The following is a 22,223-nucleotide window of genomic DNA, read 5'->3' on the forward strand; positions in this document are numbered from 1 at the left end:
TCAGTTTCGTGAATAAATATAACCGACACTCCGCACCGTCTTGATGCGTTCCTGCCCATCCGGCATCGACCCCAGTTTTTTACGAAGACTGCTTACATGCACGTCCAGGCTGCGGTCATAACGGCTCAATTTCCGGCCAAGTGCGCGCTCGGACAAATCTGCCTTCGATACGACATTGCCGGCTTCCCGCAACAGCACATCCAGCAAGCTGAATTCCGTGCTCGTCACAAATACCGGGTTGTTGCCGCAGGTAACCGTACGTGAACCAATATGCATAACAAGATCGTCCAATATAATCTTGTCAGGCTCACCGCTTCCATTGCGCCGATCACCTTGTATCTCTGCTCTTCTTAAAATTGCGCGAATCCGTGCCACCATTACACGGGGATTGGACGGTTTCGCCAGATAATCATCCGCCCCGAGCTCAAGACCGACAATACTATCGATGTCGTTCCCCCTCGCCGTCAGCATCAATACGGGAAGCAGAGATTGCATGCGCAGCTCACGTAATACATCGAAACCATTCCGATGCGGCATCATCACATCAAGTATCAACAGGTCATACCGGTTCACCGATATCTTGTTCAACGCCGTGACGTCGTCATAAGCCACATCGACGTCGAAGCCCTCGTCAGTGAAGTAATCCACCAGCATCCCACTCAATTCAATATCGTCATCCGCCAGTAATATGCGCGCCATCATTTCCCCAGGTCAGAATCTTGTTTCCGAATGTGGTGCATTTGCCTTCTACGAATATTGCCAAATCAAAGCAATCAAATACAGGAACTTCTGGTTTCTTTACATAACTTTACATTCCCATAACCCTAATTGACATTGCTTGATCTTATTCTTATCCAAGCCGTGCACATTCACGGCGCGCATTCTCAAACATCACTATCAAGAGGAGTTGGCTAAATGAAAACAATCATGAAACTTTCATTGATCATCAGCGGGTTATTAGCAAGTGGCATTGTTTTGGCTGATTCACACTCTGATGCTTATCAGAAACATGCATCATCGAGCTGCCATCACGGTGCAGGCTCTCGATCCGAGGGGCAAGGTATGGAAGGTAAAAAGGCATTCTGGGACAAAATGGCCGAGCGCCTCCAACTTACTACGGAACAACGCGCATCGATTGGAGCGATTATGGAAAAATCAAGACCGCAAACAGCAGCTATAAGGGAAAAAATACGAACAAATCGAAGGGAATTACGGGAACTGGCAAGAAACATCCAGGTTGACGATGGTCGAGTACAAGAACTGGCGCGTGAACGAGGAAATCTGGTAGCCGAATTGGTAACTGAGCGCACGAGAACGCGCCATGCTATTAACCAGATATTAACTGATGCCCAGCAAGAACAGATGAAACAGATGCGTGAGAAGAACAGGCATCATGGTAAGGGTTAAAGCATAAACGGAAGCTTCATCTGCAACGCCAGAGGAATGCAGGTCTATATCAATTAGCTCGATATTCATGGAGTCTTGACGGCCAGGCACCAGAACCGCTTGGCCGTCGCAACCTCCACCAGTCCCTCTAAGTAGTCTCTCTAATGGGGAAGAGTTGTAACAGAGCAGCGGCCACATCAAAGTCAAGGCGCAAAGTCAAAGCGCTTTTTTCTGCACCGCGCACGTTGGAACACGGCCCATATCCAGCTCAATCACGTTCTTAGAAATGTCTGTGACTACGCTTGCTACTGCGCGTTGCACGCCTTCTACAACACCTTCGACACCCGCGGCAACAGGCTCCGTAATCACCGCATAACATGCGGCGCTACGAGCATCGGTAGAACGCGTAACCGTCCAACTGAATCTCGCCTTTATGCTGTCATCGATTATTGCATCGAACTGGCTAAGCTCAATTGCGATTCTGTAGACGATTTGATCGGGGGCACGGCTCCCCCGTGCTCTGTTTACGGCCCCGGTCAAGTTAGCAATACCGGAGGCGAACGCATCTCGCAGTTCATAGTTGAAGGGCGATGACCAGCGATCTTGTTCAAGGATGAAAAGCTGTGTTTCCGGACCAGAATCTCTGGAACGTATAACCAATTGCGGGCGCGCAAGCCGTTCTGGAACATTGACTGGCAATACGTCAATGAAAATTGGGGTGGACAGATCTCTTGGCAGGGCCTTCATCTCGGGGTACCCCGATCCGATCGACAGCGTATAAAATCGCGTCTCCGGAATTGATGCACAGCCAGCGGTTAATAATGCTATCATCATAAAAAATGCGCTTCGCCCCAGGCTCGTCATTGTTTATCTTCCCGCTTGCCGCGAATTATCGATTCAGGATGACGCTCCAGATAATCCGTCACAACCCTGAGTGAAATCGCCGCGCGCGATAATTCCTGCAATGTCTGACGTAAATCCTGCTGCAGAGGTGCTTCTTCGGACAATGTGCGCCCCGCAGCATTTAGAGTCTCGTGCACGTCCTTCATTGCCACGGCTATTTCGGGCGCCACATCATTATTCAATGTCTCCGTCAGCTGTCCGGCGCTGTTCAGCGTCCTTTGGAGGGTTTTTAACGACTCCTGTAATTCGCTGCCAATTTGATCGAAAGGTACCTTGTTCAACTTTCGCGCTATCTCCGAAATCTGCGTTTGAGTTTCCTCTGCCGTATTGGGAATGGTGGGTATTGCCAACAGCGCCTGGGAAGCAGCTACATCGGCTTTGCGCTTCGAAACGTCTCCTTTTTTTGTGACAACGCCAGGAAAGAAATCGAAGGCAATATAAAGTTGTCCGGTAAGGAGATCGGCGCTTCGCAACTGCGCGCGCAAGCCGCGATCGATCATGAACTGCAAACGCTGTTGGGCTGTATACGTTGGTTCTTTTCGAAACTGTGCATATCTCCGCCCCAGACGCTCCGGATAAACCTGAACCAGGACTGGCATAGTGAATTCGCGCAGCTTGGGGTCATAATCAATGCCTATCGATTTAACCTGTCCCAATACCAGCCCTCGGAAACTCACTTCTGCACCCGGCCTTAGACCACGCAGGGATTGTTTGAAATCAAGCAATATTATTTGCGCGTCGCCATCCGGCTCCTTTAATGCTTCAGTCTGATTTTCAGCCAGGATAAAGGCCGTGTCCTCTTTGGCGCGAGTGCCGGTATTGTCATCGGGGGATTGGAAGGAAAGACCACCAAACAGAACAGTGGTCAGTGATTGCGACTTGATCTTTAGCCCATCGGCATTAAGTTGCATGTCGAAGCCGCTGGCATGCCAGAAGCGTGTATTGATACCCACAAATCTGTCATAAGGCGAGTTAATGAATATACGCATGATAATGCCTTTGCCATTTTCATCCAGATCATATGCGGTTACTTGCCCCACTTTGATCCGACGGAAATAGACAGGCGAACCTATATCCAACGACCCGATATCAGCCGCATGTAAAAAATACTGCTTTCCGGAAACATCGTGGGTGACTATTGGCGGCGTCTCAAGTCCCACAAATTTGTTTGTCTGTTCGGTTGAAATGCCCGCATCGGCCCCAATGTAAGGGCCCAATAGCAAGGTAGCAAGCCCGGACACTTGCAAACCTGAGATACGTGTACGTACGACCCAGAAACGGCTGTCGGCTGCGGTGAAACTTTGGGCTTCCTTCTTCAATCGCACGGTTACCGAAACGTGAGTGCGATCTTCACTAAGCGCGATTGACTGAACTGTGCCGATCTCGACTTCTTTATACTTGACCTTGGTTTTGCCAGCCTCGAGTCCTTCGCCGGAGAGGAATGTAATGGTGATCTCGGGGCCGCGCTGAATCCAGGCCTGAACCAGGAGCGAAACCCCGATAACCGCGGCAAGTATCGGAACCAGCCAGATCAACGAGGAGACCCAGTTTCGCTGGCCCACCTTCTTTGGCAAAGGAACGCCTTGCGCGGGATCACTTGCCTCGTCTTGATTCATGTGATCCTCTGGACTCATGTTCAGCCACGTCCCACATCAAACGGGGATCAAAGCTGATTGAAGCAAGCATAGTCAGTACCACCACTGCGGCAAAGGCAGCGATACCCGCCCCCGGGTGCACCGTGGCAAAGCCCTTGATCTGTATGAGTCCGGTCATCAGCGTTACTACAAAAACATCCAGCATCGACCAGCGGCCAATTACCGCTACAACGCGATAAAGTTTCGCGCGTAGCAAGATGTGCCGCTTACTGCGATCTTGTACTGCGATCAATAGCTGAGTAAGAACTGCCAGCTTGAATAAAGGCACGAGAAAGCTCGCAGTAAAAACAATAAGCGCTAATCCCCAGGAACCGGAATTCCAGAAATAAATGATGCCGCTCATGATCGTATCTTGCTGTTCCTTTCCGAGGAAAGGAACAGTGATCATGACCGGTAATATATTGGCCGGGACATACATTATGTAGGCGGCGATCACTAAAGCCCAGGTGCGGCGGAGACTATCAGGTTTACGCAGGTGCAATCCTGCACCGCAGCGCCCGCAGCGGTCATGAGCCTTTACATCTTCCCATAAGGTCGCACAATGAGGACATGACACCATGCCCAGCTTCGCCGCAGTCTTTACGGGCACTCCGCTCGCCGGCGACTGGCTGGCTGGTTGAATGGTTCTATTTGCTGCCACGCTCTATTTCCCTTGTTTCTTGTAACCACATCTGCTGATATAGAGACAGCGCGGGTCAAACGAAAACACCGCGGTCAGCAGGAAAGCAAGAGCACCAAATGCCCACAACGCAATGCCAGGCAGTACGGTTGCCATACTCGTCAGTTTGACGAACGCAACGATGACACCGAGCAGAAATACCTCCACCATTATCCATGGCCGCAAGACCTGGATCAGGCGGCCCGATAAATTAAACGTTGTTGGGTGTCCAGATCTTCTAAATCTGATTGGGAAGGTAAGCAAATAAATCAAAGCCAGAAGTTGAATCAAGGGAAACAGAATTGTTGTAGCCAACACCAGCAATGCCACGAAGAGCATCCCCTCACCTCTCAAGGAACGGACCGAGCCTATAAGCGTTGCGTGGCTGAACAAACCACTCCGCAGTTCCAGTTCAAGGATTGGAAAGACGTTTGCAATGAGGTACATACACAAACCGGCGATCGCCAGTGGTAAAACATGCTTGCGCTGAGTACGCCTGTCGCGTTCCAACTCGGCGCCGCAACGACGGCAGAATGCGACTTCGCTGCGGCCTAGCGGTAATCTGCGGTAAACCGCATCGCATTCTTCACAGGCAATCAAGTCAGGCACTTCCCGCATGGTTAATTTATTGAAGATTGTCTTTCATTCATACAATGTGGACTCCAAACGGCATTCCTGAATGAAGACTTCTCGGAATTGACATAATCCTATTTATATACTGTAGTAGTAAATATGATGGCTTGCATCGGTGCCGGCGAGGGGGCGAACGGGTGTGCCCGAATGATAAATCGCGCTGGCTTTTATCTAGGGCGTGTTCACAATAATCAGATCTAGGCGCATGCGATATGCAAGAAAGCGTTGAAACATTTGGCGAACTTGTCGTATCGGGTTGCAAGGCGACTAGAGCCTGTTACGAAGTTTTAATCGACAACGTACTTTCATCCTATGGAGTATTGATATGGATCACCCCGTCGTCCTCATCACTGGCGCACTCACGGGTATCGGGCGTGCCACCGCTGTTGCCTTCGCGAAGGAAAAGGCCCGCTTGGTTATCAACGGCCGTCACGAAGAGGCCGGGCAAATCCTAGCCGCCGAACTACGTGCACTCGGCGCGGAAGCGGAGTTTCTGCGTGCCGACGTGCGCTTCGAAGCCGAAGTCCGCACGCTGGTAGAGCAAGCCATGGCTCGCTTCGGACGGATCGACGTGGCGGTCAACAATGCCGGCATCGAAGGCCAGATCGCTCCTATCGTCGACCAGTCGACCGACAACTATGAGACTATCTTTGCTACCAACGTGCTTGGCACGCTGCTATCCATCAAGCACGAGATGCGGATCATGCTCGCCCAAGAGTCCGGTTCGATCATCAACCTTTCGTCGATCGCGGGCCAGGTAGGCGTGGCCGGTGCCTCGGTTTACGTGGCCAGCAAGCATGCCGTTGAGGGGCTCACCAAGACCGCCGCGCTCGAAGGTGCGGCTGCCGGGGTGCGAGTCAATGCCGTGGCGCCTGGTCCGGTGGCTACGGAGATGCTCGAACGCTTCGTTAGCGGCAATAAGGAAGCTAAGGCCCGCTTTCTTTCCACGATCCCCGCGAAGCGTGCGGCCAGTACTGAAGAGATCGCCCAAACTATCATATTCCTCGCCAGCGATAAAGCCAATTATCTCACTGGACAGTGCCTTGCCGTCGATGGCGGCTACACGGCGCAGTAATGGTCCTCGACCTGCGAGGGTCCACTCACCTTCTTGTCTGGCGAACGCGGCGAACTACGTTCGCGGTACCCGCGCTGACATAAAAGTAAGCGGGTGTACTTGCAGCCAGGATGGGAAGGTGGAAACTCGCGACCTCAGGTCTGTGCCCGAAACCACCGCGTTTCCCAATCATCAAATGTGTCCGTCGGCATCGGTTTCCCGACAAAAAAGCCTTGCGCCACGTCGCACCCCCAAGCAGCAAGCTGATCCCACAGCGCCTGGCTCTCAACACCTTCCGCGACTACGCGTAGCCCCAGGTTATGGCCCAATTCGATCGTTGATCGCACGATCAGTGCAGAATCACCGCTTTCCACCATCGGCATGACGAACGATTGATCAATTTTGATCCAGTCCACAGGCAGTTTCTGCAAATAGCTGAGGCTGGAATACCCGGTCCCATAGTCATCAATATAAAGCTCGACACCAAGTTCCTTCAGGCAGGCCAGCGTATCCAGCGCAGTTTTGGGGTCCTCCATCAACGCGCTCTCGGTAATTTCAAATTGAATAAGTTCTGGCGGAAGGCCCCAGGTAGAGAATAGACCCTGTATTCGTTCGATCAGCCTCGCATCACGTAAATCATGCACCGACAGATTTACCGACAATGGCCTGCGCAGTCCTGCCTCGTGCCAAACGTAGCCTTGGCGGAATGCCGCCTCTAACACCCAGGTTGTAAGAGGTGTAATTAGCGAGGCTTGTTCCGCGAGCTTGATAAATTCGCCGGGGTTGATAGAACCATGCAAGGAGTGTTCCCAGCGCACCAGGGTCTCCGCGCCAGATAATTGGCGTGAGGCGAGGGCTACCTTCGGCTGGCAATAGAGGCACAGTTCATTCCTTTCGATCGCTCGCTGCAGCTCGCCCACCAGCTTAAGCCGACGCGCATTTTCCTGTTCCTGTCCCTGATAGAAGGCATAACGTCCTCTTGCAGGCTTCGCTTTGTCCACTGCGGCGTTTGCTCTTCGTAGCAGGGCTTCGGCGTCGGTTCCATGCCCTGGAAACAATGCAATTCCAGCGGACACTGGCGGGGCTAGCGTCAGCCCCGATATCTCCACTGGTTCATGCAAAACTTCAAGAAACCGCTGCGCTTCTCTGGCTGCGCCATCCGCCCCAGTGATCGGGAGCAACAAGGCAAACGCAGCTTCGCCTATACGCGCCAAAAACTCGTCGGGCTTGGCAACCTGGGCTAGACGCTGTGCCAGTTGTTGGACCAGTTGGTCTCCGGAGCGGTGGCCGAGGATTTCATTGATTTCATGGAACTGCCCGACTTCAAAATAGAGCAGTGCCAAAGGGTGATGTTGAAGCTTGGCAAGCTGTATTGCTTCTTCCAGATGCTTATGCAAGTAGGTGTGGTTCGGCAGGTCAGTAAGGGAGTCGTGGTATGCAAGGTGAGCAATGGCCTCTTGAGCTTTGTGGTGCTCGATCTGCATTCGCAAGCCGGTGATCCCATAGGCGAGATCGTCGGCCAGCTCGTTAAGTAGCTTGAGTTCTTCGTCATCGAATCCATCAGGGTCGGCGGCTGCTATTACGATCGCGCCCAGTATTTCTCCCTCTAGCTGAAGTGGAAACGCTGTCACCGAGGCGTACCCTCTCGTTCTTGCAAACTCCATTAGCCGGGCGTGGACTGGAGTGGTGTGGGCGGGATCGGCAAGGATGCGCCTTACTATGCTGGGTTTGCCTGTGCTGATTGCGGTACTGAACGCAGTCCGGTCAACATCTGAAGCGGCCCAGGAAGGAAGCAGCGCTTGAAGGTGCTCCTTATCCATTCCGGCGCATTCCATCCATTGGATGGATTTGTTCTCATCATTTTGTGCATATCCGACACAGGCAAGGCGATAACCGCCTTGCTCAGTGATGACCCGGCACATTTCGCGAAGAAGCTCCTGCTCGTCTGACGAACGCAGCAGGGTACGATTGCCGGCGCTCAAGGTTCGCAACGCGCGGCTCACACTCTCTAACTTGCTTGGCTTTTTGTTCGACGGCATAAAATCCTGATTATCTTTGTCGTGCGATTAATTTTTTCTGGCACCGGACGAACAATAGCGGTGAGTTAAACCGCAAAAGAAATGCCGAAAATTCATCGTCAACCAGAGCCGGTAACTATTTTCAAGTGTAGCAGGGAAAATTGCAGGAAGATTTTGTAGGTATGATAGTGAACAGGCGAGGTATTAACGATGACCAGGTCGATTCCTCAGAGAAGAAGCAGGATGAGGATGTTGGCAGGGCGTGATCCGCACTAAACGAATAAAGGTGTAGAGATGCGATAAATCGGGGGCTAATGCTTATCGGCTCTACCCGGCCTTGAATCTCTTGAGCACGCCATGGCGTCCGATTTTCCGGAGCTACTACTATAATATTTTTCATTAGCTACTCAGCCAAAGACGAAGTAATTGCGAATATTGTCCATTGAGTGAGGCCATTCAGTGTCAGAGGTGAAATTAAGCAGCAAGCTCGATCGTCCGGTCGATAACGACTACGACCATACGCTCGGGCCAGCGAACGCCGAAATAACCTTGGTGGAGTACGGAAGCTACGCATGCCAATATTGCCGTGCTGCGAATGAAAGAATCGCTCAGGTTCGTGATCAGCTGGGCGATCGCCTTCGTTATGTATTTCGGCATTACCCTCTAGCTGGAAGCGATATCGCTCTCCGCGCTGCCGAGCTAGTGGAGCATACGAAAGATACCAAAAGCTTTTGGAATGCCCACATCGCGTTGATGACACGTTCTGAGACGTTGACAGAGGAGGATTTGATTGCGGTTGCCCACGATCTGGGGGTGCCCTTGCCAGATCCTGTTAAAGCCAGAGAAGCCGATGAGCGCGCTAAAGCGCGTGTCCAGATGGACGTAAAGAGCGCCCAGGTCAGTCACGCTTTGGTCACGCCGACATTCTTTATCAATGGTCGGCGCTATGATGACCCATGGGATGAAAACTCTTTCGCCGATGCGATGCTCGGTTCGCCAGGGAACCGATTGCGGGGTGTCGCCCTCGACTTTGCCGACTGGGCGCCTTCCGCGGGTATCCTGCTCTTACTGGCAACGATCCTTGCTGTGGTTCTTACGAATTCCGGCCTTGGGCCCTCCTTCACGGCACTGTGGGAGCTGTATCTGGGTGTTTCACTCGGTAGCGCCGAGTTCAAGATGTCCTTACTCCATTGGATCAATGACGGTCTGCTCATGATCTTCTTTCTAGTCGTGGGGCTGGAAATCAAGCGCGAATTTACAGTCGGCCACCTCGCCAGCGTACGATCAGGGGCCTTGCCGGTTGCTGCGGCCATCGGCGGCATGGTGGTGCCGGCGATCCTTTACCTGCTATTGATTCCCGTGGGAGCCTGGTCGCATGGATGGGGGGTTCCGATGACAACCGACACGGCGTTTGCCGTGGCGCTGATCGTGATGATGGGAAACCGCGTCCCGGCTGAGCTGCGCATCTTCCTGACAGCTGCAGCTATCGTCGACGATATTGGAGCAATCGTCGTCGTGGCAATCTTTTACTCCGGCACGATGAACTTCGGCTATCTTGTGGGCGCTGCGGTCATTATCGGGGTGCTGGCTCTCCTCAACCGCTTCCACATTTACAGTGTCACACCCTATGTCTTTCTGGGCGTCCTGCTTTGGGCCTGTGTGCTCGCAAGCGGACTTCACGCCACTATGGCGGGCGTGATCCTGGCGCTATTCATTCCGACAAGACCGCCCCCGAATCTGGCGACGATGATGGTCCAGGCGGATGCGATCCTGACTACCGAGGCGCGACGTAGCGGTGAGGTCTTGCGGCATGGCCCTTCGCTTCCGGCGCTGCGGGCGCTCGACGCAATCCATGACCGCCTGGAATCGCCCGCCGATCGCCTGCTGCGCAATGCCGGTGCCAGGTCGAGCTATCTTGTGCTGCCGCTGTTCGCCTTGGCCAATGCAGGAGTCGCGGTTATCCCGGATACCCTCATGGGCCACGAACCTCTTATGCTTGCGATTATCTTCGGATTGGTGATCGGCAAGCCCCTGGGACTGGTGTCGGTATCGGCTATCGCTGTGCGGCTTGGAATTGCCACCAAGCCTGGCGAATACTCATGGCGGCAATTAACCGGAGCCGGGGCGCTTGCAGGGATCGGCTTCACCATGTCGCTGTTTATCGCGAGCCAGGCATTCCCCACACTGACTGATTTTGCCGCAGCCAAGATCGCAGTGTTTATCGCTTCAATAGTATCAGCGATCCTCGGGGTGGCTATCTTATGGAACGCGGACGGGCGACGCAAGCAAAACGGCGCATAGGTCACGGACTATAATGCTTCTTATGACACAGTAAAACTGGCGGATAACCATGGATCATGGTTCTCAAGAAGGATCCGGTATCACGATGAAAAAAATCCCTGACAGCTTGCTCCCACCAGGGGCTGATCAAGCGAGCGACGCCCCACTCGACACGGCGAATTTTCCATTGCCGCCAAGCCTGGCGTCGCGCCGCGAGCAGATATTTCCCAAGCTTGCCCCGGATGAAATTACCCGGCTGCGGCACTTTGGCACGGTGCGCACCTGGCAGCCGGGTGAGCTATTATTCGAACCCGGCAGGCGCGGGACCGGCATGTTCGTTTTGCTGCGCGGACGCATTCTGATCACACGCAAAAATGGCCTCGGCATCGAGATTCCCATAATTGAAGGCGGACCGGGCGACTTCACGGGCGAAGTTAGCCAGCTGTCGGGCCATCCTCCTCTTGCCTATGGGCGTGCCCTTGAGGTGGTCGAGGCATTGATGATAGATCCGCCCTCCTTGCGGGCAGTGGTTGTGGCCGAGGCTGAGGTTGGAGAACGCATCATGAGGGCTCTGATCCTGAGACGCGTGGGACTGATCGAAATCGGCGGAGGCGGCCCGCTACTGATCGGTCCTCCCGGCGGGGCGGATATGGTGCGGTTGCAGGGATTTCTTTCAAGGAATGGTCATCCCCATCTGGTACTGGATCCGGCACTCGATAGTGTTGCAGAAGATGTGATGAAGCTACACCGGCCGCGTTCAAATGAATTGCCGCTGGTTGTCTGTCCCGATGGAACGGTCCTTAAATGCCCGAGCGAAAGGGAGCTTGCGCATCGCCTCGGCTTATACATCAATCTGAACGCGGACCGTGTCTACGACGTCGTGATCGTTGGCGCTGGTCCCGCTGGTCTTGCCGCCGCGGTATATGCTGCATCGGAAGGCCTCTCCGTACTTGTGCTCGACACCCATGCATTCGGCGGCCAGGCGGGCGCAAGTGCAAGAATCGAAAATTACCTTGGTTTCCCGACTGGTATCTCCGGTCAGGCGCTCGCGGGACGCGCTTATGTTCAGGCACAGAAATTTGGTGCCGAAATGGTGGTCCCCGTCGAAGTGACGTCACTTGATTGCACCCGCTTTCCACTCGCGCTCAAACTGGATTGTGGTGTCAAGGTTTCTGCAAAAACGGTGGTTATCGCCACAGGTGCAAAATATCGCCGTCCCGCCATACCCGAACTCGATAAATACGAAGGTCGCGGCATCCATTACTGGGCTTCGCCGATTGAGGCCGCGCTATGCCGGCAGGAAGAAGTGGTGTTGGTCGGAGGCGGCAATTCGGCTGGACAAGCCATAGTATTCCTGGCGAGCCACGCGGCGCATGTACATCACTTGATTCGCGGAGCTGATCTGGCAAGAAGCATGTCGAAATATCTCATCGACCGTATCGGGTCCCTGGCGAACGTTACCTTGCATACGCAATCCGAGATCGTTGCCATCGAAGGCAGTGAAGAAGAAGGAGTGAGCGCCGTTCATTGGCGCCATCACCAAAACGGCAGTATACAAACGAAATCAACCCAGCATATTTTCCTTTTCGTGGGGGCTGATCCGAACACCCTGTGGCTTGAGAATTGCGGTGTTAAATTAAATGACAAGGGGTTTGTCTGTACTGGCCTGGATCTCTCGTCTGCCGACCATGAGCAGTCGGCGTATTCGGAAAATGGCCGTCAACCCCTACCGCTCGAAACTTCGATACAAGGGGTATTCGCCATTGGCGATGTACGTGCCAACTCAACCAAACGGGTCGCTGCCGCTGTAGGCGAAGGCGCCGCTGTGGTTGCCCAGTTACATGCCTTGCGAGCATTGCATGAAGCTAATCCGGAGTGAGAATGGGAGCTATGGCAGGTCATTGCGGTTGAGGCTTTCGAGGCACCATGTAGCTCACCCGGGAAAATGATTACAAAATGAACTGGCCTTTATCTGCTATTAATAACTCTGAGAGCGATCAAAATCTTGATTAACTCTCGTTCTGTAGATAGTCCTTGCTCAGGAAATATTGAGGATTAGATCAACCGCAGCACCAAAAGGCGAGCAAGGACAATTCTTTCCTTAATTTCTCTAAAGGAGGACACTGTGAAAAGACTATTTATCCCCCTGCTGGTGCTGGGGGGCATGATAACTGCTGGGTCATCGGCAATGGCGGGACCGTTTATAGAGGTCAAAAACAATAGTGTATTTCCACGTGTACTATCGGACCTCGTAGTACTCGACAAAAACAATAATAATAGGGTGATTCTTCAACCAAGCAATGCCGCAGATGATGTCACCATGGCTAGTGGAGAAACAAGAATTTTTAATGCAGGATTTGAAATTAACAGGTACACAATATCTCTAACCGAGAACATGCAAGAACGCAGGACAGCAGTATTTTCGGTAACACAGTTGGTGCCGGAAAAAGTCGGATTCCTGGAAAACCCAAATCCTTCGGGTCCGGATATTTTTTTGGCAATCGACTCTAGTCAATCCAGTTTCGATCCACCGGCAGAAGGTACAATTCTGAGTTTTACGAACGGATCGAATTCAACATTACCCGGATGGTTTGTAGGAACCGCTATAGATTTTGACCACGGGATCGTTAGTAACCCATACACCGGTTCAGCGGAGATAGGTTTCACTGGCTTTGAGGTCACTACTGTTCCTGAACCCGAGTCCGTTGCGATGCTGTTGGCCGGCTTGGGACTGATAGGCACGGTTATTCGGAGCCGCAAGAAGCAAATAACCTTTTAAGTAGATAGTCCTTTTGTCACAGCCTCCTCTTTTGGAGGCTTTTTCTCGTCCGACAAAGCATTCAGCACTGGTAGATTGTTGAAATGCTTTACCCATTGCCTTGCTATCCGAGTCCCCTCTACCAGGTATTACCAGGTGTTCGCATTCATAATGTGACTCAATCTACTCTTTGTTAGATCAAAGCTTCAAACCGTTTTCGCCGAAATCCTCCCTGTTAGCTAGCGCCGCCGCCGAGATCGCCTTGAATTACCACCTTATTCAGCACCATCGGACAGATCGTTTCCTTTCCCCAGCGCGCCAGTCAAGCTATGCCCAATCGTTAATTTCAAATGTTGACCCCGTGAAGCTTCACCATCTGCATTAATACTGCAATAAACCGCCGTCAAAATAGAAGCTTCGATACAACTGGGAAGGAGTTATGCCTAATTACGCCGTCTATACGAGAACGCATACAGGACATGTCAAACGAGTAAGAAATTTTTCCAGCAATTATCCCCACGATCTTTTGAAGCGCCATTTCCATCAAGAATTGCTCATGGGCTTTCCAGAAAACACCGTATTCTGGATAAACCCTGAAGGCCCTAGCATCGGCTTTGCGCTGCGCTCCGAAGTACGAAAAGCAGCTGATTAAGAAAAGGCAGAAACAAAAAAACCGACTGAGTCAGGATCTGGTTTCAAAATGAGCATTGCTCAGTCGATCGAAATACTTCTATCCTCACTTCCAAGAAATGCAAGCGGTTTTCTGAAGGCCGTCTTACTTTGTTTGTTCTGTTTGCTATTCGGAGGAGCTTGAGGAGAACCCTTGGCTGCAGCATTACTCAGTCGCCCTGCTGATGCTCTCAATCGAATTCGATTTTCTTAATCCAACGATTTTGCTCATCAAAATAATTGACCTCATAGGATATTGTTGTCAAGGTATACACTTTTTCGATAACAATTTTTGCGGCTCCGTCCTGCAAGGATTGGACGTAGCGTTGTCGTTCGATCGAAAGAGATGACAGGGGAACAACTCTTTCGAACTCTAATCCTTTGTTGTAATCAAACTCTACCGAATAGATCAACTTCTTCCAGGTCAATCTGGCACCTAGTTCTTCAGCCAGAAAAATCACTCTAAGATGAGGATCATTTGCAAGTTTGATATGAACAACCGCACTGTTCAGCATCAATATGCCAGAGATCACCATGGCACTGTAGCCAACCCGCATGAATAGCCCTCTAGATACCCTAGGCAAGACGAATTTCATGAAGCTAGAGGATAGAACGGCGGATAGCGCGACTATCAGGCCGATTCCTATGGTTTTTAGCTGAAACAAACCCAATGCGGCATAAAGATAAAGCTTGATTAAATGCAATAAGACTTCATTCGCAGCACGGGTTGCAATAATTTCATGATTGTCCAGACCGTAGCGAAAATAAAAACGGTTAAACAGGACACCCACCGCACCGGTCAAACCAGAAACAAAACCAGTCAAAAAACCGACCATTCTGAGCTGCCATGATGGAATAGGAAACAATACGGCGTGCTTTTGTTCCTGTTTTCTAAAAAGCCAGGGAAGATTAGAGATAAGAAATATGCTCATGCACAACTCTAAATACATCGGCTCCAGATAACTTAGCATTTCTACGCCTAAAACCACTCCTACCATAGCTGTTGGCAAAAACAGTTTAGCCATATCCCAACGAATGGCTTTAAAAAATATCCAGATTCTGGAAAATGAGCTTGTTGCGGCTCCGAGAGTAAGTGCTGCTGGAACTTGATTTACTGGAAGAGAATAGCCAAGGATTGGAATCAGCAATAATCCGGCACCCCCTCCACAAAACGCGCTAAGTGAAAATGCCAGAAACGCGGCGAGAAAGAGATAGAGATACAACATGATAGTGAAAGAAGCCGGTAAAGAGGCAGGCTGGACTTAAGCTAGTGTACGGTACGATCAAGCAATGCACGGGGAGAGTCTTGTTCATCAGGAACGATACCGGAGGTCATTCCTGAAATTATCTCAAAAACTTTCCAACCAAGCTGCTCATAGAAATTCCTGCTGTACTCCGTTTTGAGGTATAGCTCTTGGTAGCCCAGTTACTTTGCTTCATCTTCCAAACGCCTGATCAGAGCTCTGGCGTGTTTGTTCCGGCGCCTAATCCCGATATGTCTGTTTGTCATCGCACGGATTTTCCATAGAAGCAGGATCAGGATTTAGCTTATTTACCAATTTAAAGGAGGCTTCGCATGACCCATACTTTCGATTCCAAAATGCAGTCATGCATCGACAGGTGTAATCGCTGCCATCAAACATGCCTGCACGAAGCGATGACCCATTGCCTGGAGTCAGGTGGCAAGCATGTTTCCCCGGAGCATATGCGGCTCATGGTGAACTGTGCCGAGATCTGTCAGACCTCGGCCAATTTCATGCTGAGCAATTCCACTTTAAGCAGCCAACTCTGTGGAGTCTGCGCCGAAGCCTGTGAAGCTTGTGCCAGGAGTTGTGAACAGGTGGGTGACATGGAAGAGTGTATCAAAATCTGCCGCGAGTGCGCCGAGAGCTGCCGCCAGATGGCTGGCTCTTACGCTAATCAAGACATTGGAGCGCAGGAGCGCGTTCCCGCAGATGATTTGTAGCAGGTCGGTTTCTTTTTTTAGAGGGCTTGCAGCGACGAGTCATATGTGCAACAAGGTGGCGCAGGTGGGCGATACGGTCAGCAAATCTGAACTACTACAGATAATGGATTAAAAACATGAAAACAGCATCTTTTTGATGATCGTTACTTCTGTCAGGAAGGGGAATCTTCCTGATGACGTTCTCCGCTGCTGATGTTCCCACTTCTGCCCACGTCTATGATATAAATTTTGCCTGCGCCGTCCTGATAGGTATTGGCGGCGTGCATAACCGTGCTGAAAATATCGTCCACCTGCTCATCGGAAGCAAAAATTTCGATGCGTTTTTTCGGCATATAAGGATCGAAACTGCTATCAGCAATCCGCTCTCTGCCAAAGCCATAGCAATCCGAGACACTCATGCCTGGGAAATCCGGAATTTCAAGTAACGCCTGCGTTACCTTGGATAACATGAAGGGTTCAATGTATGCGCGGATTTCTTTCATGAGGGCAGTGTGTTGTGGTTATTCTTCAAAATTCGAGTAGAGCGCAGGAAGCATGGTCAGGGTAAGAATGGTGGAACTCATGAGTCCACCAATAATGACCGTCGCGAAAGGTTTGACAGCTTCCGCCCCCACGCTGGTGGAAAGCGCGGCAGGCAATAGCCCCAGCATTGCCACGAGGGCCGTCATCACGACAGGTCGCAGGCGGCTGATGGAGCCTTGCAGAACGGCTTCATGTGGAGGAAGCCCCTCCCGCCTGAGCAGGTTGACCTTGGATATCAGGATCACTCCATTTTGCACGGCGATGCCAAATAAGGCAACAAAACCTACCGCTGCCGACACGCTTAAGTGAATGCCTGTCAGCAGGAGGGCGATCAGGCCGCCAATCAGCGCGAACGGTACATTCATGACAATGAGCGATGCATGCTTGGCTGACCGGAATGTCCAGAACAGCAACAGGAAAATCAGGATCAGACTGACGGGCACAATAAACGACAGTCGTTTCATCGCGCGCTGCTGATTCTCGAACTGGCCGCTCCAGACAATGTCGTAACCTGGCGCGAGTTGAACCTGCTGCGCGACTTTTTTTTGCGCCTCTGCTACGAAACTCCCTTGATCGCGTCCAATCAGGTTACATTTGATGGCGATACGTCGCATATTATCCTCCCGGCTGATACGAGAAGCACCCTGATTGACCTTGATTTCAGCCAGCTCGGCCAGTGGAATGCGACCGCCATTAGGCGAGAGAACGATTATGTCTTCAATCGCTCCCACGGAATCACGCGTCACCGCCGTCAGCCGCACGGTGACATCGAAGCGGCGCTCTCCTTCAAGAATTTGCGTTGCCGCCTTGCCGCCGACGGCCATGGCGATTACATCTTCTATGTTGGAAATATTAATACCATAGCGGGCAATTTTAGTCCGGTCTATGGAGATAACGAGCTGAGCCAGTCCTGATTGCTGTTCAGCAGCCACATCGGTGGCACCTCTTATAGTTCTCAGAATTCCTGTTATCTGGTTGGCTTTCTCCTGGAGGATTTTTAGGTCCTGACCAAAAATCTTGATGGCGATTTCGCCCTTGACGCCGGAAATCGCCTCTTCGACATTGTCTTGAATCACCTGGGAGAAATTAAGCAGCAGGCCAGGGAACACTTGCAGGCGCTTATTCATGGCCTTGACCAGATCGTCTTTCTTGCCATACCGCCAAGTTTCCTTCGGCTTGAGATCGATGAGAAGTTCCAGGTTATTAAAACCTTTGGGATCGGTGCCATCCTCCGGGCGCCCAAGTTGTGTGAGCACCGACTTGACCTCGGGGAATTCGAGTATGCTTGCCCGTATCTTTTCCTCCAGCCGTTTTGCCCTGTCCAATGAAACAGGCGTGGGCAAGGTGATGGTCAGCCATATATTCCCCTCATCGAGCTTGGGCATGAATTCGGTGCCGATCAGCGGCGCAGAAGCCAGTGACAAAGCCAGCGCGATGCCGGCGGTCGCAAATAATTTCCTGGGCTTCGCCAATACCGCTTCCAGGAATTTGTGGTAGCGCTGTTCCATGGTGTGCACCAGGGGATTATGCGTCTCCGCGAGCTTTGGCCCCAGCATATAACTCAATAGTACGGGTATCAGGGTCAGGCTAATGATGAGGGAGCCCAGCATGGCGAAACTGAGCGTATAGGCCATCGGAGAGAAGATTTTCGCCTCAACGCGCTGAAAGGTAAAAATCGGCAGAAAAGCGACAATCACGACCGCTTGGGAAAAAAGCATGGGTCGGGACATCTCCGCCGCGGTGATGAGCATCGATTGCCGCATGTGCGCCACAGTAGCGTGCTGGCGCATCTCCAGCGTTACCTTGACCATGACAGCTTCGACCAGCACGATCGCCGCATCCACAATAAGACCGAAGTCGATCGCGCCAAGCGAAATGAGATTGGCGGAGATGTGCCAGGTTTCAATCAGGATAAACGCAAACAGCAAGGACATCGGAATGACGATGATTACCACTACCGCAGCCCAGAACCGGCGAAGGAAAATAACCAGTATCGCCAGCACGAGTGTTGCGCCGAGCAACATATTGTGTTCGACCGTATGAACGGTGTGCCGCACCAGTTCAGTTCGGTCGTAAAAGGGAATGATCTTGATACCGGGCGGCAGTCCGTGGCCATTAAGAAACTCGATTTTGGCCTTGACGCCTTTCAATACTTCATTGGCATCCTTGCCCTTGATAAGGAGGACAATGCCTTCAACCACATTGTCGTACTCGTTGAAACCGACCAGCCCAGTGTGCGGCGCAGGGCCAATGACTACCTCGGCAACATTCTTGACAAAAACAGGCACGCCCTCCTGGTTGCTGGCGATAACGATATTGCCGATTTCTTCCAGTGATCTCAGCAGCCCGGCGCCACGAACCACCAATGCTTCGCTGCCGTGGTCGATATAGCCGCCACCGATACTGGCGTTGTTGGCGTTAATGGCCGCATAGACGTCGGTAATCGTCAGCTTGTAATTCTTGAGCTTGTTTGGGTCCACCTGAACCTGGTATTCCTTGATGCCGCCGCCGAAGGCCACCACATCGGCCACACCGTGGACAGACCGGAGCGTGCGTTCGATCACCCAATCCTGCAGCGCGCGCTGTTCCACGAGGGGAACGCCAGGCGCCTGGATACGGTAACGATAGATTTCGCCTATACCGGTTGACAGGGGCCCGAGCAGAGGCCTGGTATCCGCTGGCAGGCTAACTGATTTCAACCGCTCCAGCACTTGCTGCCGTGAAAAATAATCCTCTGCAGCGTCATCAAAGGTCAGGGTAACCACCGACAAGCCGAAAATGGATACTGAACGTATGTTGATCAGGTCAGGCAATCCGTTCATTTCCTTTTCGATCGGCAGCGTGATCAGTTTCTCCACCTCTTCCGGCGCCTGGCCCGGATATTGCGTCACGACCTGTACGAAAACATTCTGAACGTCGGGGAAGGGCTGTATTGGCAGGCGCTCGAACGATAACAGGCCGATGGCCGCCAGCAATCCCGCAGCGATAAGGACCAGCAGGCGCTGCTGCAGGCAGAACGCAATGATTTTATAAGTCACGGGTGGCTTTCCCCGGTTTGATGCTCGGTGTCCTGCTCGGTGCGCAACAACAGCGCGCCGTGTACGACAAAGTGTTCGCCAGGCTTCAAACCCTCGAGAATTACCGCGCGGTCCTTGAGGCGTAAACCTACTTTAACCGGGCGCTGGCGGTAGTGATAATCGCCAATATTCACGTACACCCAGTCGGACTCGTTCTCGGTAAATAATGACGTCAGTGGCACGACGATTGCCAGATCGCCCGGGTCGCTTTGCACTTCAATGGCAGCGAACATGGAAGGCAGCAGGCGGCCGTCCGTATTGGGCAGGATGCAGCGTACTTTCACAGTACGCGAAGTTTCGTCCACCACCTGACTGATGTAGCTGACGGTCGCGATAAAATTCTCGTTGGGATACGCCGGCACCTTAAGCAGAATTTTGGTACCCACATGAATCAGGCCGATATCCTTCTCGAAAATATCCATCTGCACCCATAACTGTCGTAGGTCGGAAATGACAAACAGCGGTGCAGCAAGGTCCGGCCTGACTTCCATCCCGGGATTGATAGTGCGTTCCGTGACCGTTCCCGGAATGGGTGCGTGCAGGGAAAAGCGGTTATCCATTCGTCCCGGACGCGCCCCCAGGTTTGCAAGCTTGAGTCTGGCCCGTTCGGCCTCGCTGCGCATGCGTGTCAGATTATCTTCGGCCTGCTCGTACTCCTTGCGCGGCGCAATGCCGTTATCATACAACTCCTGTAATCGCTGAAAATTCCTCTCGGCGAGATTCAGATCCGCCATGGCCGCCGCGTAAGCAGATTGCGCCTCTCCCAGGTCCGGGCTATCCAGGACCGCCAGTGTATCGCCTGCGCGAACCGATGTTCCCAACGGGGTAATGGCGCCGATTACCCGTCCGGCAATGGGCGAGGAGACACGAGCAGTACGAACTTCGTCGTAGGTAATCTTGCCCGTGACGGGATCCATCAATGGGCGCTGGACTGGTTCGACAATTGCTTCCTCAATATATTGACGCTTGGGTGATTCCGACCGGAGTACCACTTCGTCCGCAGGAGGAAGAACGCGTGCCTGTGGCGGTTCGCCATTGTTTTGTTGTTGACAGGCCAGCAGCGACAGACTCAATAGTCCTGCCGAGAGTTGAATGGTAAGGCGTAACTTCACGTTCATTTCAATAGTTCAAACCCTGCATACCAGTTTCATAACAGCGCCATGCAAGAGGCAGACTGAAGGTCAGGAAAGGGCACATGAATTGGCTTCTGATAGGAAACGGTCTGACTACTTGCCAGGATTTACCCGTTGGGGACGAGCGTATCGCCAGTCGTCCCGGTCCGAAGAATTACGGTGGGAATTTCCGGTTTCCTCACCATATGCCATCAGCAAATCCGCCCAGGCTTTGCTGCGGTTTGCCAGCGCGGCATAATAATCCAGCATGATTGCCCGATAGCTTCGCTCAGCATCGATCAGATCCAGCACTCCCACTGCCCCTTTTTGATAAGCAATTTCCTGTGCCTTGCGCAATGCCTCGATTTTTTTGACCACGGAAGTTTCAAAGCGTCGTGCTATGGCGTCGGCGCTTTGCCAGGCTGCCGAGGCCTTCATGACTTCCGCGCGCACGTCATACTCGGCCTGCCTTAATGCCAGTTCGCTGGAAGTCAAGCCTACGCGAGCCTGGGAAATTTCACCTTTTTGCTGGTAGAACAAAGGGATTGGTATGCTGATACCCACGCCGCCAGTACGCGGAAACTGGTTACCCTGATCCTGATCGTAGAACGCGCTTATTGTCACATCGGGAATGACCTGCCGTTGGGCGAGTGTGAGCACTTTTCGCGCCTGGGCGATGCGTACCCTTGCAGCGCGCATATCCGGACGCCGTTCCAGCGCACGTTCAACCAATTGATCCTGCCTCGCCAGCGCAATCTCAGGCGTTGCTTGAGGCCAGGTTTCGACGGCATTGATTTCTACGCTGCTTTCAGGCCAGCCCAGCAGCAATAGCAGGTCGGCCCGCGCCTGATTCAATGCAGCCCTTGCCTGATCCTGATCGCTTTGAACCTTGAGGCTTTCAACCTCGATACGAACGAAATCCATCTCCGCAACATCGCCTACCTTGAGCCGTATTTCGTTTACCCTCAGAATTTCCCGGTAATGCTCGAGGTTATCCCGTGCAACCTTGATCGTCTTCTGGGCCAACAGGAGATTGTAAAAACTGCGCCGCACGGTGTTTGTGAGCACGCGTGCAACGTCTTGCACGTCGAAGTTCACAGCCTCGGCAGCCAGCTCGCTGCTTTCTATCCGTAAACGCCGTTTCCCGGCCGTTTCTATAAGCTGCTGAATCTGCGGTAAATACGCGGGGACTGCCAGGTGACGGCTTTCCGGCGCGAATGCCTTTGGGGCCAGTTCGTGAACTGTAAAACTGAATACCGGATTGGGAATCGCTGCGGCGATGATTTCCCGGGCCCTGGCGTTATCGATGTTGAGGCTGGCTGCGATCAAGCCGAGGTTGCGCTGATAGAACAGTGCAATCGCCTGTTGTTCGGTGATGGAAAATTCCTCTTTTGCAGATTCTGGCTGAACCGTGAAAGAAGCTGCGTGAAGCATTGCTGATATACACGAAAACAGCATGATCCCCAGCACAATTCGTACTGCAGGCAACACATTGCTCAGAAGATTAAGCACATCGGCTCGCTCACAATCAA

At 52.3% G+C, this 22,223-nt stretch carries 18 protein-coding genes; 7 read left to right on the forward strand and 11 right to left on the reverse strand.

Going from position 1 to position 22,223, the window contains the following annotated elements; genetic code table 11:
• Positions 1 to 702, reverse strand: coding sequence for a response regulator (locus tag ACZ5BW_RS08650; RefSeq protein WP_464538966.1), 702 nt, complete (start codon positions 700 to 702; stop codon positions 1 to 3).
• 213 nt (positions 703 to 915) lie between these two features.
• Between ACZ5BW_RS08650 and ACZ5BW_RS08655 the strand changes: the two genes are divergently transcribed.
• Positions 916 to 1,407: a Spy/CpxP family protein refolding chaperone gene (locus tag ACZ5BW_RS08655; RefSeq protein ID WP_464538968.1), complete on the forward strand. Its 492-nt coding sequence runs from the start codon at positions 916 to 918 to the stop codon at positions 1,405 to 1,407.
• 195 nt (positions 1,408 to 1,602) lie between these two features.
• On the opposite strand, the gene ACZ5BW_RS08660 is transcribed toward ACZ5BW_RS08655, so the two are convergent.
• From ACZ5BW_RS08660 to ACZ5BW_RS08675, 4 genes are read right to left on the reverse strand one after another with little or no spacing between them, the layout of a single operon-like run.
• Positions 1,603 to 2,250, reverse strand: a complete 648-nt coding sequence (locus ACZ5BW_RS08660; RefSeq protein ID WP_464538970.1) for a PqiC family protein — start codon at positions 2,248 to 2,250, stop codon at positions 1,603 to 1,605.
• Complete coding sequence (locus ACZ5BW_RS08665) at positions 2,247 to 3,905, reverse strand: PqiB family protein (protein ID WP_464538972.1); 1,659 nt, start codon at positions 3,903 to 3,905, stop codon at positions 2,247 to 2,249. Before ACZ5BW_RS08665 ends, ACZ5BW_RS08660 begins: the two co-directional genes overlap by 4 nt.
• Complete coding sequence (locus ACZ5BW_RS08670) at positions 3,883 to 4,584, reverse strand: paraquat-inducible protein A (protein WP_464538974.1); 702 nt, start codon at positions 4,582 to 4,584, stop codon at positions 3,883 to 3,885. Before ACZ5BW_RS08670 ends, ACZ5BW_RS08665 begins: the two co-directional genes overlap by 23 nt.
• Positions 4,585 to 4,587: 3 nt before the next feature.
• Entirely contained in the window at positions 4,588 to 5,220 is a 633-nt protein-coding gene (locus tag ACZ5BW_RS08675) for a paraquat-inducible protein A (RefSeq protein ID WP_464538976.1), read from the reverse strand.
• Between the two features lie 340 nt (positions 5,221 to 5,560).
• Here ACZ5BW_RS08675 and ACZ5BW_RS08680 point away from each other — a divergent pair, with 340 nt between their 5' ends.
• Positions 5,561 to 6,310, forward strand: a complete 750-nt coding sequence (locus tag ACZ5BW_RS08680; protein WP_464538978.1) for an SDR family NAD(P)-dependent oxidoreductase — start codon at positions 5,561 to 5,563, stop codon at positions 6,308 to 6,310.
• Positions 6,311 to 6,444: 134 nt separating this feature from the next.
• Here the strand turns inward: ACZ5BW_RS08680 and ACZ5BW_RS08685 are convergent, their stop codons facing one another.
• The gene (locus tag ACZ5BW_RS08685) at positions 6,445 to 8,328 is read right to left on the reverse strand and encodes a putative bifunctional diguanylate cyclase/phosphodiesterase (protein ID WP_464538980.1); all 1,884 of its coding nucleotides are present in this window, start codon (positions 8,326 to 8,328) and stop codon (positions 6,445 to 6,447) included.
• A gap of 438 nt (positions 8,329 to 8,766) precedes the next feature.
• Here ACZ5BW_RS08685 and nhaA point away from each other — a divergent pair, with 438 nt between their 5' ends.
• From nhaA to ACZ5BW_RS08705, 4 genes are all read left to right on the forward strand, one after another.
• A complete protein-coding gene (nhaA, locus tag ACZ5BW_RS08690) occupies positions 8,767 to 10,608 on the forward strand; it encodes a Na+/H+ antiporter NhaA (protein WP_464538982.1) in 1,842 nt (613 codons plus the stop codon).
• 85 nt (positions 10,609 to 10,693) lie between these two features.
• Complete coding sequence (locus ACZ5BW_RS08695) at positions 10,694 to 12,466, forward strand: FAD-dependent oxidoreductase (protein WP_464538984.1); 1,773 nt, start codon at positions 10,694 to 10,696, stop codon at positions 12,464 to 12,466.
• 246 nt (positions 12,467 to 12,712) lie between these two features.
• The gene (locus tag ACZ5BW_RS08700) at positions 12,713 to 13,366 is read left to right on the forward strand and encodes a PEP-CTERM sorting domain-containing protein (RefSeq protein ID WP_464538986.1); all 654 of its coding nucleotides are present in this window, start codon (positions 12,713 to 12,715) and stop codon (positions 13,364 to 13,366) included.
• A 418-nt stretch (positions 13,367 to 13,784) separates the two neighbouring features.
• Positions 13,785 to 13,997 (forward strand): hypothetical protein, encoded by a 213-nt coding sequence (locus ACZ5BW_RS08705; RefSeq protein ID WP_464538988.1) that lies wholly within the window; start codon positions 13,785 to 13,787, stop codon positions 13,995 to 13,997.
• 208 nt (positions 13,998 to 14,205) lie between these two features.
• Here the strand turns inward: ACZ5BW_RS08705 and ACZ5BW_RS08710 are convergent, their stop codons facing one another.
• Entirely contained in the window at positions 14,206 to 15,240 is a 1,035-nt protein-coding gene (locus ACZ5BW_RS08710; RefSeq protein WP_464538990.1) for a sulfite exporter TauE/SafE family protein, read from the reverse strand.
• Between the two features lie 350 nt (positions 15,241 to 15,590).
• On the opposite strand from ACZ5BW_RS08710, the gene ACZ5BW_RS08715 reads away from it, so the two are divergent.
• On the forward strand, positions 15,591 to 15,980 hold the full coding sequence (locus ACZ5BW_RS08715; RefSeq protein ID WP_464538992.1) for a four-helix bundle copper-binding protein: 390 nt from the start codon (positions 15,591 to 15,593) through the stop codon (positions 15,978 to 15,980).
• A gap of 152 nt (positions 15,981 to 16,132) precedes the next feature.
• On the opposite strand, the gene ACZ5BW_RS08720 is transcribed toward ACZ5BW_RS08715, so the two are convergent.
• From ACZ5BW_RS08720 to ACZ5BW_RS08735, 4 genes are all read right to left on the reverse strand, one after another.
• Positions 16,133 to 16,429 carry a P-II family nitrogen regulator gene (locus ACZ5BW_RS08720; protein WP_464538994.1) on the reverse strand — a complete coding sequence of 99 codons (297 nt, stop codon included), beginning with the start codon at positions 16,427 to 16,429 and terminating at the stop codon, positions 16,133 to 16,135.
• A gap of 51 nt (positions 16,430 to 16,480) precedes the next feature.
• Entirely contained in the window at positions 16,481 to 19,540 is a 3,060-nt protein-coding gene (locus ACZ5BW_RS08725; protein WP_464538996.1) for an efflux RND transporter permease subunit, read from the reverse strand.
• Positions 19,537 to 20,697, reverse strand: a complete 1,161-nt coding sequence (locus ACZ5BW_RS08730) for an efflux RND transporter periplasmic adaptor subunit (protein ID WP_464538998.1) — start codon at positions 20,695 to 20,697, stop codon at positions 19,537 to 19,539. Before ACZ5BW_RS08730 ends, ACZ5BW_RS08725 begins: the two co-directional genes overlap by 4 nt.
• 108 nt (positions 20,698 to 20,805) lie before the next feature.
• Complete coding sequence (locus ACZ5BW_RS08735; RefSeq protein WP_464539000.1) at positions 20,806 to 22,203, reverse strand: TolC family protein; 1,398 nt, start codon at positions 22,201 to 22,203, stop codon at positions 20,806 to 20,808.
• Positions 22,204 to 22,223: the final 20 nt, after the last annotated feature.

The organism is Nitrosospira sp. TNL300 (assembly GCF_055385915.1).

Coding starts and splice junctions, on each gene's coding strand:
- ACZ5BW_RS08650 (WP_464538966.1), bottom strand. CDS start 702: ATGATGGCGCGCATATTACTGGCGGATGACGATATTGAATTGAGTGGG.
- ACZ5BW_RS08665 (WP_464538972.1), bottom strand. CDS start 3,905: ATGAATCAAGACGAGGCAAGTGATCCCGCGCAAGGCGTTCCTTTGCCA.
- ACZ5BW_RS08685 (WP_464538980.1), bottom strand. CDS start 8,328: ATGCCGTCGAACAAAAAGCCAAGCAAGTTAGAGAGTGTGAGCCGCGCG.
- ACZ5BW_RS08675 (WP_464538976.1), bottom strand. CDS start 5,220: ATGCGGGAAGTGCCTGACTTGATTGCCTGTGAAGAATGCGATGCGGTT.
- ACZ5BW_RS08715 (WP_464538992.1), top strand. CDS start 15,591: ATGACCCATACTTTCGATTCCAAAATGCAGTCATGCATCGACAGGTGT.
- ACZ5BW_RS08680 (WP_464538978.1), top strand. CDS start 5,561: ATGGATCACCCCGTCGTCCTCATCACTGGCGCACTCACGGGTATCGGG.
- ACZ5BW_RS08705 (WP_464538988.1), top strand. CDS start 13,785: ATGCCTAATTACGCCGTCTATACGAGAACGCATACAGGACATGTCAAA.
- ACZ5BW_RS08695 (WP_464538984.1), top strand. CDS start 10,694: ATGAAAAAAATCCCTGACAGCTTGCTCCCACCAGGGGCTGATCAAGCG.
- ACZ5BW_RS08660 (WP_464538970.1), bottom strand. CDS start 2,250: ATGACGAGCCTGGGGCGAAGCGCATTTTTTATGATGATAGCATTATTA.
- ACZ5BW_RS08655 (WP_464538968.1), top strand. CDS start 916: ATGAAAACAATCATGAAACTTTCATTGATCATCAGCGGGTTATTAGCA.
- ACZ5BW_RS08720 (WP_464538994.1), bottom strand. CDS start 16,429: ATGTTATCCAAGGTAACGCAGGCGTTACTTGAAATTCCGGATTTCCCA.
- ACZ5BW_RS08710 (WP_464538990.1), bottom strand. CDS start 15,240: ATGTTGTATCTCTATCTCTTTCTCGCCGCGTTTCTGGCATTTTCACTT.
- ACZ5BW_RS08730 (WP_464538998.1), bottom strand. CDS start 20,697: ATGAACGTGAAGTTACGCCTTACCATTCAACTCTCGGCAGGACTATTG.